The sequence below is a fragment of the Pseudomonas sp. TWI929 genome (genome assembly GCF_039673335.1).
GTDB lineage: Bacteria > Pseudomonadota > Gammaproteobacteria > Pseudomonadales > Pseudomonadaceae > Aquipseudomonas.
Map to the genome: position 1 here is coordinate 42,109 of NZ_JBDJLK010000041.1, position 10,993 is coordinate 53,101.

Sequence of the window (10,993 nt, forward strand, 5' to 3'; positions counted from 1 at the left end):
ACACCCAGAGATCGCAACCCATGACACCCGAACGCATAGAAAGCATCGCCAACCACCCCGACTTCCAGCACCTGGTGCGGCGCAAGCGCCGCCTCAACGGCAGCCTGACCTTGGCCATGCTGGTGATCTACTACGGCTTCGTCCTGCTGGTGGCGTTCTCCCCCAGCACCCTCGGCCAGTCCCTCAGCGGCGGCGTGACCACCGTCGGCATGCTGGTGGGCGTGCTGATGGTGCTGTTGTCCTTCGCCCTGACCGGCATCTATGTGCACCGCGCCAACAACGTGCTCGACCCGCTCAACGACAAGGTCAAGCAGGAGTGCGCACAATGAACTGGACCGCCATCTCGATGTTCATGGTGTTCGTCTGCTTCACCCTGCTGGTTACCCGCTGGGCTGCGCTGCGCACCCGCTCGGCCAGCGACTTCTACACCGCCGGTGGTGGCCTGACCGGCATGCAGAACGGCCTGGCGATTGCTGGCGACATGATCAGCGCCGCATCATTCCTGGGCATTTCGGCAATGATGTTCATGAATGGCTACGACGGCTTGCTGTATGCCCTGGGCGTACTGGCCGGCTGGCCGATCATCCTGTTCCTGATCGCCGAACGCCTGCGCAACCTGGGCAAATACACCTTCGCCGACGTGGTCAGCTATCGCTTGGCGCAAACGCCGGTACGCCTGACCTCCGCTTTCGGCACCTTGGTGGTTGCCTTGATGTACCTGGTGGCGCAGATGGTCGGTGCCGGCAAGCTGATCGAACTGCTGTTCGGCATCAGCTACCTGTACGCGGTAATGCTGGTTGGCGTACTGATGGTCGCCTATGTCACCTTCGGCGGCATGCTGGCCACCACCTGGGTGCAGATCATCAAGGCAGTGATGCTCCTGTCGGGCACCAGCTTCATGGCCTTCATGGTGCTCAAGCACTTCGGCTTCAGCACCGAGGCAATGTTTGCTGGCGCCGTGGCCGTGCATGCCAAGGGCCAGGCAATCATGGCCCCGGGTGGCTTGCTGTCCAACCCCATCGATGCCATTTCCCTCGGCCTGGGCATGATGTTCGGTACCGCTGGCCTGCCGCATATCCTGATGCGCTTCTTTACCGTCAGCGATGCCAAGGAAGCGCGCAAGAGCGTGTTCTACGCCACCGGTTTCATTGGTTACTTCTACCTGTTGCTGATCATTGTCGGCTTTGGCGCCATCGTCATGGTCGGTACCGAGCCGTCCTACCGTGACGCCACCGGCGCAATCATTGGCGGCGGCAACATGGTCGCCGTGCACCTGGCCCAGGCGGTGGGCGGTAACCTGTTCCTTGGCTTCATCTCTGCCGTGGCCTTCGCCACCATCCTGGCCGTGGTCGCCGGCCTGGCGCTGTCTGGCGCATCGGCTGTATCCCACGACCTGTATGCCTGCGTGATGCGCAAAGGCAAGGCCACCGAGCAAGAGGAAATGCGCGTGTCGCGTATCGCCACGCTGGTCATCGGCCTGCTGGCGGTGATCCTTGGCCTGATGTTCGAGTCGCAGAACATCGCCTTCCTTTCCGGCCTGGTGCTGGCGGTCGCGGCTTCGGTCAACTTCCCGGTGCTGCTGCTCTCGATGTTCTGGAAGGGCCTGACCACCCGTGGCGCGGTGTGCGGCAGCATGGCCGGCCTGGTCTCGGCAGTGCTGCTGGTGGTGCTGGGCCCGGCCGTGTGGGTCAACGTGCTGCACCACGAGAAGGCGCTGTTCCCCTACAGCAACCCGGCGCTGTTCTCCATGAGCCTGGCGTTCCTCGGTGCCTGGGTGTTCTCGGTTACCGACAGCTCCGCACGGGCCACTGAAGAGCGTGGCCGCTACCTGGGCCAGTTCATCCGCTCCATGACCGGTATCGGCGCCGCCGGCGCCAGCAAGCACTGACCTCAAGGAAGAACAACCATGTCGGGTAAAACAACAACAATGAACCGCACGCACCTCATGTCAGCCGCCTGGCTGGCCACCCTCGCCCTGCCGTTGCCGGCACTGGCGGACTTTGTCGGCGACAGCCACGCACGGCTGGAACTGCGCAACCACTACATCAACCGCGACTTCCGCCAGAGCAACGCACCGCAGGCCAAGGCCGAGGAATGGGGCCAGGGCTTTACCGCCAAGCTCGAGTCGGGCTTCACCGACGGCCCGGTCGGCTTTGGCGTCGATGCCATGGGCCAGCTGGGTATCAAGCTCGACTCCAGCCGCGACCGCCGCAACACCGGCCTGCTGCCCTTTGGCCCGAACAGCCATGAACCGGTCGACGACTACAGCGAGCTGGGCCTGACCGGCAAGGTGCGGGTGTCCAAGAGCACCCTGCGCCTGGGTACCTTGCAACCGATCCTGCCAGTGGTGGTGTACAACGACACCCGCCTGTTGGCGTCCACCTTCCAGGGTGGCCTGCTCACCAGCCAGGACCTCGCAGGCCTCACCTTCAACGGCGGCCGCCTGACCAAGGCCAACCTGCGCGACTCCTCGGGCCGTGACGACATGGGTTTCGGCGCCGCGCGCAGTGACCACCTGGACTTCGCTGGCGGCAGCTATGCCATTACCCCGCAAACCAGTGTCAGCTACTACTACGCCAAGCTTGAGGACATCTACCGCCAGCAGTTCGTCGGTTTGATCGATACCCGCCCGTTTGCCGAGGGTGTGAGCCTGCGCAGCGACCTGCGCTACTTCGACAGCCGCAACGACGGTGCCGAGCGTGCCGGCAATATCGACAACCGCAACTTCAACGCCATGTTCACCCTCGGCGTGCGGGCGCACAAGTTCACTGCCGCCTGGCAGCAGATGTCGGGCGACAGCGCTTTCCCGTTCGTCAACGGCGGCGACCCGTTCACCGTCAACCTGGTCACCTACAACACCTTCACCCGTGCCGGGCTGGACTCGTGGCAAGTGCGCTACGACTACGACTTCGTCGCCATGGGTGTCCCTGGCCTGAGTTTCATGACCCGCTACACCGACGGCCGCCACGCCGAAACTGCCACGGTCAGCAATGGCCGTGAGCGCGAACGCGACACCGACATTACCTATGTCATCCAGAGCGGCCCGTTCAAGGACGTCAGCCTGCGCTGGCGCAACGTCACCTTCCGCTCCGGCAATGGCCTGACCAACGCCGTGGACGAAAACCGCCTGATCATCGGCTACACCCTGGCGCTGTGGTAACAGCGCCCCCCCTACATTTGAACAGCATGGAGAACAGCATGTCTGCCGCCCCTACTCTGCAAAGCTTCATCGCCGGCCGTTGGCTTGGCCAGCACGGCGCCCAGGCCCTGCGCAGCGCCCTCGACGGCCACGTGCTGGCCTACAGCCATGAAGAACGCCCGGACTTCGCCGAAGCCGTGGACTTCGCACGTGCCCGCGGCCTGGCCGCACTGATGGCCATGGACTTCCAGCAACGCGCCCAACGCCTCAAGGCGCTGGCGTTGTACCTGGCCGAGCACAAGGAACAGCTCTACGCCCTCTCCCACCACAGCGGCGCCACCCGTGCCGACAGCTGGATCGACATCGAAGGCGGCAACGCCACGCTGTTCGCCTATGCCGGCATTGGCAGCCGCGAGCTGCCATCGGGCAACCTGGTGCACGAAGGCCCGGCCATCCCGCTGGGCAAGCAAGGCCATTTCGCCGGCAGCCATATCCTGGTGCCGCGCGCTGGCGTGGCGGTGCACATCAACGCCTTCAACTTCCCGATCTGGGGCATGCTGGAAAAGTTCGCCCCGACCTTCCTGGCCGGCATGCCGTGCATCGTCAAGCCGGCGACGTCCACCAGCTACCTGACCGAGGCCGTGGTGCGCCTGATGAACGCATCCGGCCTGTTGCCTGAAGGCAGCCTGCAACTGGTGATCGGCAGCACCGGCGACCTGCTCGACCGCCTGCAAGGCCAGGACGTGGTGACCTTCACCGGTTCTGCCGACACCGCCGCCAAATTGCGTGTCACGCCGAACCTGATCCGTAACTCGGTACCCTTCACTGCCGAAGCCGACTCGCTGAACTGCGCCATCCTCGGCCCCGACGTAACCCCGGACAGCGAAGAGTTCGACCTGTACATCAAGGAGGTGGTGCGTGAAATGACCACCAAGGCCGGGCAGAAATGCACCGCCATCCGCCGCGCCATCGTACCGGCCAAGCACATCGACGCGGTTGCCACGCGCCTGCGCGAGCGGCTGAGCAAGGTGGTGGTGGGTGACCCGTCGGTGGAAGGCGTGCGCATGGGGGCCCTGGCCTCCCATGACCAGCAGCACGACGTGGCCGAGCGGGTGCGCAGCCTGCTGCAGAGCTGCGACCAGCTGTTCGGCGCCAGCGATGGCTTTGCCCCGCGTGGCGAGGGCGTGGCCGAGGGCGCGTTCTTCGCCCCGACCCTGCTGCAGGCCCGCGACCCGCATGCCGAAGGCGGTGCGCACGATATCGAAGCGTTCGGCCCGGTCAGTACGCTGATGGCCTACGATGACCTCGACGAAGCCCTGGCCCTGGCGGCCCGTGGCAAGGGCAGCCTGGTGGCAACCCTGGTTACCGCCGACCGCAGCGTGGCCGCCAAGGCCATTCCGGTGGCCGCCGCCTGGCATGGCCGCTTGCTGGTACTCGACAGCGAGGCCGCCAAAGAGTCCACCGGCCACGGCTCGCCATTGCCGCAACTCAAACACGGTGGCCCGGGCCGCGCCGGTGGTGGTGAAGAGCTGGGTGGCCTGCGTGCGGTCAAGCACTACCTGCAACGTGCCGCAGTGCAGGGTTCGCCGAGCATGCTCACGGCCGTCACCGGCGAATACGTGCGCGGCAGTGAAGTGATCGAGACCGAGGTGCACCCGTTCCGCCGCTACTTCGAGCAGCTGCGTATCGGCGAATCGCTGCTCACCCACCGCCGCACGGTGACCGAGGCCGACCTGGTCAACTTCGGCTGCCTGTCGGGCGACCACTTCTACATGCACTTCGACGAAATCGCCGCCAAGGAATCGCAGTTCGGCAAGCGTATCGCCCATGGCTACTTCGTGCTGTCGGCGGCTGCCGGGCTGTTCGTGTCGCCGGGGGCCGGGCCGGTGCTGGCCAACTATGGCCTGGATACCCTGCGCTTCATCAACCCGGTGGGCATTGGCGATACCATCCAGGCGCGGTTGACCTGCAAGCGCAAGATCGACCAGGGCAAGACCAGCCCGTTGGGCCAGCCGCAGGGTGTGGTGGCTTGGGATGTGGAGGTGACCAACCAGCTGGGTGAGCTGGTGGCCAGTTATGACATTCTGACCTTGGTGCTGAAGCAGCCAGAATGATGCGTTGAAGCTGCTGGCCTCTTTGCGGCTAATCCCGCCAAGAGGCTGGCAACGGGGACCGTTGGTCAGCGATAGTCGGTATCCGAGGGATCTCTGAAGCGCGCCTTACTCTCTTAACCCATGAGGATCAAAGAAGAGGATCGGGCAATGAACGACTTACTGCGAATGGGCGGCGGCAGTGCACAGGATGATTGGCCGGAACTGGAACCGGAGCGGCGCAATGACCGGTCGGATGACCCTGATACCGACCCCAGCGTGACTGATGATGAAGAAAACCGCCCCGGCGTACCGGCCAGCGACCCCGAATCCGGCGCCTGATTTGCAAGCTGTTCAAGACTTGCTCTGCCAGCATTTGCCTTAGGGCCGCTTTGCGGACCACCGCCGGCAAGCCAGCTCCCACACCGACCGCACCAAATTCAAGACCTGCGCGCGAATTCAAGGCATGCGCCGTACCTGTGGGAGCTGGCTTGCCGGCGATGGGCTGCACAGTAGCCCCAACAGCATGCGTTATCAGGTGTTACACCGTCGTCGCCGGGTCGCCCACAGACTGGTTCGGCTTGCTCCCCGAAATCCGCCAGCTCACGGCGGTAATCCCATAGCGCTCGGCCATCGGCCGGCTGACCTTCCTGATCTTCTCGCGCCCGAACTTGGGAATGATGCCAATGCCCGCATCGCAACTTGCCCAATGCCACGCCTCGGCATTGTCCAGGCGCTCCAGACGAATGATGAAACTGCGCGGCTGGCCATGCAGTTGGTAATCGATGATGTACAGCTGTGGGCTGGGCATTGCGGAGGCCCTCCTCTTTTCCATGGATGACATCCTGATTGATCGGGGCATGGCCTGAAGATTCAAAATATTGTTGAACTAATGGTATCAGTGGCCTTGGCAGTAGTAGGCGGGCACCCGGCACCTGCGGCACCGGGCGCTTGGCGTCACTGCTGACGGCCGCCGCCGTGGCTGTTCTGCCCACCCTTGCGGCCGGCTTCCGATGCCCGTTGGCGGTCGTTGGCAAAGTTGCCACCGGATGCCTGGCCGCCCTTGTGGCCCGCGCGGGAAGCCCGTTCCCGGTCATTGGCGAAGTTGCCCGGGTTGGTTTCCTTGGTGCCGCCACGCTGGCTGGTCCGCTGTTGGTCCTGCGCCATGTCGGTTCTCCTTGCGATGGATTGGCTGGTCGCATGGATCTGTGCCATGCCTTAGCTCCGAGCCGCCGATCGCAAGCTCTGCTCAATGGTTTTACCGGCAGCTGACCAGTGGCACCAAACTCACGCTGGCAAAATGTTTGCGTGATAGAGGCAGGCAGGTAGCACTTTGAGCCACTGGCAGCGGTCACAACTGTAGGGTGGCGGCTTATAATCCCGCCACTACACACGCCCGGCGCTGCAGTCACGGGCCGAACATTACGGTCTGCACAAGGCTCCGTCGATGAAGTCGTCCTCCAAGCAACCCGCCTCGCCTCAAAACCCGGCGCTCAGCCCCAGCCACCTGGACTTCCCGGTGGTTGGCATCGGTGCCTCGGCAGGAGGCCTGGAAGCCATCTGCACGCTGTTTCGGCAAATGCCCAGCGATTGCGGCATGGCTTTTGTCGTTGTGTTGCACCTGTCGCCCGACCATCAGAGCATGGCCGACCGCATCATTCAGGAAACCACGCAGATGCCGGTGCGCCAGGTCACCGAGCCGGTGCCCATCGAGCGCAACCATGTCTACGTGATTTCGCCGGCCAATCGCCTGTCCACCAACGACGGCTACCTGCGTGTGGCACCGGCCAACCGGCGCCGTGGCGACCATGTGGCCATCGACCTGTTCTTCCGTGACCTGGCCGATGTGCACAAGGACCACGCCTTCTGCGTGGTGCTGTCCGGCACTGGCGCCGACGGCGCTGTGGGCCTGTCGCGGATCAAGGAGCAAGGTGGTGTCACCTTGGTGCAGACCCCGGACGACGCCCAGTACGACAGCATGCCCCGTGCGGCCATCGAAACTGGCATGGTCGACCTGGTGCTGCCAGCGGCGGAAATACCACAAAAGCTATTGGAACTGTGGCGCAATGCGCGCCAGGTCCAGTTGCCGGTAATCAACGACGACACCCTGCCGCCTGCCCTGGGTACCCGTGCTGGCGACGCCCAGGCCTACGAGCCGCTACTCGAAGAAATCCTCCTGCAACTGCGCAGCAACACCGGCCATGACTTCCAGCACTACAAGCGTGCCACCGTGCTGCGGCGCATCGAGCGCCGCCTGCATGTGACCGGGCAAGCGGACCTGGCTGGCTACCTGCATTACCTGGAACAGCACCCGCCAGAATCCCGGGCCTTGCTGGCCGACATGCTGATTGGAGTGACTAATTTCTTCCGCGACCGCGAAGCCTTCGAGGCCTTGGAGCGTCATGTGCTACCGCAGCTGGCCAGCGAGCGAGAGGTGTCTGACGGTACCGACGAGATCCGCATATGGTCGGCGGGCTGCTCCACTGGCGAAGAGGCCTACAGCCTGGCCATGCTGGTCTGTGAGCAATTGGCGCTGGAGCAGCGCGCGCGCAAGGTACAGGTGTTTGCCACCGACCTTGATGAACGCGCCATCGGCATCGCCCGCAGCGGTAGCTACCCCGAAGCGATCATCACCGATGTGCCGCCCAGTCGGTTGCGCCAGTTCTTCGTCAAGGAAGACCAGCATTACCGGGTGCGCAAGGAAATCCGTGAGAAGGTGCTGTTTGCCCGCCACAACCTGCTGTCCGACCCACCGTTTTCGCAGATCGACCTGATTGTATGCCGCAACCTGCTGATCTACCTGGACCGCGAGGTGCAGCGCGACATCCTGCAGATGTTTCACTTCGCCCTGCGCCCTGGTGGCTACCTGTTCCTTGGCTCGTCCGAGTCGGCCGATGTAGCCGCTGAACTGTTTGCTGCGGTGGACAAGCGCAACCGTATTTTCCGTGCCCGCAACGTCAGCAATGCGGGTCGCCGCTCTGGGCGCCAGTTGCTCGGCACCACCGCCGCCAGTACACCGTTGGAACCCTTGAGCAAGGCCAAGCCCGGGCGCAAGCCATCGTATGCCGAGCTGCACCATCGCGCCCTGGCGCGGCGCATGCCGCCCAGCCTTATTGTCGATACCGATGGCAACATCCTGCACATGAGCGACGGGGCAGGCCGCTTCCTGCAACTGACCGGTGGCGAGCCGAGCCGCAACTTGCTCAACCTGGTGCTGCCGAGCATGCGCCTGGCCCTGCGCAGCACTTTGTTCCAGGCGCGCCAGGGCAGCGAGGCGGTCACCTCACGCCCCGTCGACCTGCTGGACAGCGAACACAGGTTGCAGGTGGAAATTACCGTGCAGCCGTACAGGGACGAACTTAATGGAAGCGATTGCCTGCTGGTGGTGTTCGAAGAGCGCATGCCCGACCCATCCTTGCCGTTGCCTGGGGTTATCCGTCAGACCGACAGCATGGTCATGCACAACCTGGAGCGCGAGTTGCAACGTACACGTCTGCAACTTCAGGAAACCATCGAGCAATCGGAGGTCTCCAGCGAGGAGCTGACCGCCTCCAACGAAGAAATGCAGGCCATCAACGAAGAACTGCGCTCGGCCAGCGAAGAGCTGGAAACCAGCAAGGAAGAGCTGCAGTCGATCAACGAGGAACTGTTGACCGTCAACTACGAGCTGAAGAACAAGGTCGAGGAAACCGACAAGGTCAACGACTACCTCAGCAACCTCATTGCCTGCACCGAGATCGCCACGGTGTTTGTCGACCGCAACCTGCATATCCGCTGGTTCACCCCGCGCGCCACCGACCTGTTCAACATATTGCCGGTCGACACCGGCCGCTCCCTGCTCGATATCACCCACCGCCTGGATTACCCGGCGCTGGCCGACGATGCCCGCGCCGTGGCCCAGGGCGAGACCGTTATCGAGCGCGAAATCGGCGGCCAGGACGATCACTGGTACCTGGCGCGCCTGTTACCCTACCGCTCCAGCGAACAGAAAATCGACGGCACGGTACTGACCTTCATCGACATCAGTATCAGCCACGCCGCCGAAGAGCGCGTGCGCCTGGGCGAGGAGCGCCTGAGCAAGCAGCTGGCCGAGTCGCAGAACAGCAGCCACATGAAGGACGAGTTCTTCGCTGTCATGTCCCATGAACTCAAGCACCCGTTGAACCTGATCCAGCTTAATGCCGAAATCCTTCGTCGCTTGCCATCGATCAAGAACATCAGCACCGCCAGCAAGGCCGTCGGCACCATCTGCGAGGCTGTCTCCAGCCAGGCGCGGATCATAGATGACCTGCTGGATGTGGCGCGCATCCGCACCGGCAAGCTGAAACTGAAAACCGAGCCGGTTGACCTTGGCGCCATCCTGCAGGGTATTCATGCCGTGGTGCTGAGCGAACAACACCCCTGCCTGGTGCGCCTGGAGCTGCCCGCCGACGGGCTGCCGCTGATGATCGAGGGCGACGTCACGCGGCTGGAACAGATCATCTGGAACCTGTTGAACAACGCCTTGAAGTTCAGCCCCGCAGGCAGTGAGATACGCTTGGTGCTTAGCCACGACGAAGACCAGGCACGCCTGCTGGTGATTGACCACGGCGTGGGGCTGAACCACGACAGCCTGGAGCATATCTTCGACCTGTTCAGCCAGGCTGCACCGCAATTGGCCAGCCATAGCCGCGAGGGCCTGGGTATTGGCTTGTCGCTGGTGCGGCAACTGGTCGAAGCCCAGGGCGGCACGGTGCAGGCCCGTTCGGCCGGGCTGGGCATGGGCTGCACCTTTACCGTCTGCCTGCCATTGTGCGATGTGCGCGGCCCGCAGCCCGCACAAGGTGCCGACCAGCCTGGCGAAGGCCGCTTGAACGGCATCCGCGTGCTATTGGTGGACGACTCCGTGGACGTGCTGGAGGTCATGCAAGAGCTGCTGGAAATGGAGAGCGCCAGCGTCTGCGCTTTCAGTGATCCACGCAAGGCGCTGGAAGCCGCCATAAGCGAAGAGTTCGACATCATCTTGTCAGATATCGGCATGCCGGTCATGGACGGCCATGCTTTGATCAAGGCGTTACGAGCCCATGTGCACCTGCGCCACACCCCGGCCATCGCCCTCACCGGCTATGGCGCCAGCGCCGATCAGTACAAGTCTCGCCAGTCGGGCTTCGACCGGCACCTGAACAAGCCGGTGGGGTATGACGAGTTGATCGAAGCTATCGAAGCCTTGAGTGGTACCGTGCCGTACTGACCGTTCGTCAGCTTCAACGCAACGTTTATTGCCGCCTGGGGCCGAAACTTCATGGAATAAGGGATTCGTCCAGGAACCCAAATGAAGCCAGTCAAGCATCGCGCCACGGTCATTTGCCGGCATGGCAAGCAAACCCATAAATGGTTATGGGTGCGGAAGCCCAATGCCGCCTGGACCCTGCCCGGCGGCAAGATCGAGCCCGGCGAGACACCTGTGCAGGCGGCCGAGCGCGAATTGCTGGAAGAAACCGGGTTGCAGGCCGATTCGTTGACCTTGTTGATGCGCCATGAAGCGGCAGAGCGCATGCACTATGTGTTCGAGGCAGAGTTTGCCGATGCGCCGCACCCCAAGGCCCTGCATGAAATTGCCGATTGCCGGTTTGCCCACCTGGACCAGGTGGCGGTGCTCAAGGACGAGATCAAGCTGCTGATCCGCTCGTTGCTGGCCTGTGACAGGGCCACCGCAGCCTCAGTACGGTAGATCTGTTTTACATGTGACTGACCCTTAGCGGGGTTGAGCACCAAAAAACGACCA

General features: G+C 63.2%; 9 protein-coding genes. 7 read left to right on the plus strand and 2 right to left on the minus strand.

Annotated elements, in window-relative coordinates; genetic code table 11:
* Positions 1–20 precede the first annotated feature (20 nt).
* The 5 genes from ABE456_RS17325 to ABE456_RS17345 all read left to right on the plus strand — a co-directional run bounded on the left by ABE456_RS17325 (position 21) and on the right by ABE456_RS17345 (position 5,571).
* Entirely contained in the window at positions 21–329 is a 309-nt protein-coding gene (locus tag ABE456_RS17325) for a DUF485 domain-containing protein (protein ID WP_012272262.1), read from the plus strand.
* Positions 326–1,888, plus strand: a complete 1,563-nt coding sequence (locus tag ABE456_RS17330; RefSeq protein ID WP_346645004.1) for a cation acetate symporter — start codon at positions 326–328, stop codon at positions 1,886–1,888. Before ABE456_RS17325 ends, ABE456_RS17330 begins: the two co-directional genes overlap by 4 nt.
* A 39-nt stretch (positions 1,889–1,927) precedes the next feature.
* Positions 1,928–3,160 (plus strand): OprD family porin, encoded by a 1,233-nt coding sequence (locus ABE456_RS17335; RefSeq protein WP_346645005.1) that lies wholly within the window; start codon positions 1,928–1,930, stop codon positions 3,158–3,160.
* A gap of 38 nt (positions 3,161–3,198) precedes the next feature.
* On the plus strand, positions 3,199–5,253 hold the full coding sequence (paaZ, locus tag ABE456_RS17340) for a phenylacetic acid degradation bifunctional protein PaaZ (RefSeq protein ID WP_346645006.1): 2,055 nt from the start codon (positions 3,199–3,201) through the stop codon (positions 5,251–5,253).
* A 147-nt stretch (positions 5,254–5,400) separates the two neighbouring features.
* Positions 5,401–5,571, plus strand: coding sequence for a hypothetical protein (locus ABE456_RS17345; RefSeq protein WP_346645007.1), 171 nt, complete (start codon positions 5,401–5,403; stop codon positions 5,569–5,571).
* A 199-nt stretch (positions 5,572–5,770) separates the two neighbouring features.
* Here ABE456_RS17345 and ABE456_RS17350 read toward each other — a convergent pair whose 3' ends face one another.
* Positions 5,771–6,040 (minus strand): DUF6555 family protein, encoded by a 270-nt coding sequence (locus ABE456_RS17350; protein ID WP_346645008.1) that lies wholly within the window; start codon positions 6,038–6,040, stop codon positions 5,771–5,773.
* 146 nt (positions 6,041–6,186) lie between these two features.
* Complete coding sequence (locus ABE456_RS17355; protein WP_051100024.1) at positions 6,187–6,396, minus strand: general stress protein; 210 nt, start codon at positions 6,394–6,396, stop codon at positions 6,187–6,189.
* Positions 6,397–6,676: 280 nt separating this feature from the next.
* On the opposite strand from ABE456_RS17355, the gene ABE456_RS17360 reads away from it, so the two are divergent.
* Both ABE456_RS17360 and ABE456_RS17365 read left to right on the plus strand, forming a co-directional pair.
* Positions 6,677–10,459: a CheR family methyltransferase gene (locus tag ABE456_RS17360; RefSeq protein ID WP_346645009.1), complete on the plus strand. Its 3,783-nt coding sequence runs from the start codon at positions 6,677–6,679 to the stop codon at positions 10,457–10,459.
* A gap of 81 nt (positions 10,460–10,540) precedes the next feature.
* Positions 10,541–10,939: an NUDIX hydrolase gene (locus ABE456_RS17365; protein WP_346645010.1), complete on the plus strand. Its 399-nt coding sequence runs from the start codon at positions 10,541–10,543 to the stop codon at positions 10,937–10,939.
* Positions 10,940–10,993 lie beyond the last annotated feature (54 nt).

Bases quoted from the DNA above. Each gene is read 5' to 3' on its own strand.
- ABE456_RS17365 (WP_346645010.1), top strand. From the start codon at position 10,541: ATGAAGCCAGTCAAGCATCGCGCCACGGTCATTTGCCGGCATGGCAAG.
- ABE456_RS17350 (WP_346645008.1), bottom strand. From the start codon at position 6,040: ATGCCCAGCCCACAGCTGTACATCATCGATTACCAACTGCATGGCCAG.
- ABE456_RS17335 (WP_346645005.1), top strand. From the start codon at position 1,928: ATGAACCGCACGCACCTCATGTCAGCCGCCTGGCTGGCCACCCTCGCC.
- paaZ (WP_346645006.1), top strand. From the start codon at position 3,199: ATGTCTGCCGCCCCTACTCTGCAAAGCTTCATCGCCGGCCGTTGGCTT.
- ABE456_RS17345 (WP_346645007.1), top strand. From the start codon at position 5,401: ATGAACGACTTACTGCGAATGGGCGGCGGCAGTGCACAGGATGATTGG.
- ABE456_RS17355 (WP_051100024.1), bottom strand. From the start codon at position 6,396: ATGGCGCAGGACCAACAGCGGACCAGCCAGCGTGGCGGCACCAAGGAA.
- ABE456_RS17325 (WP_012272262.1), top strand. From the start codon at position 21: ATGACACCCGAACGCATAGAAAGCATCGCCAACCACCCCGACTTCCAG.
- ABE456_RS17360 (WP_346645009.1), top strand. From the start codon at position 6,677: ATGAAGTCGTCCTCCAAGCAACCCGCCTCGCCTCAAAACCCGGCGCTC.
- ABE456_RS17330 (WP_346645004.1), top strand. From the start codon at position 326: ATGAACTGGACCGCCATCTCGATGTTCATGGTGTTCGTCTGCTTCACC.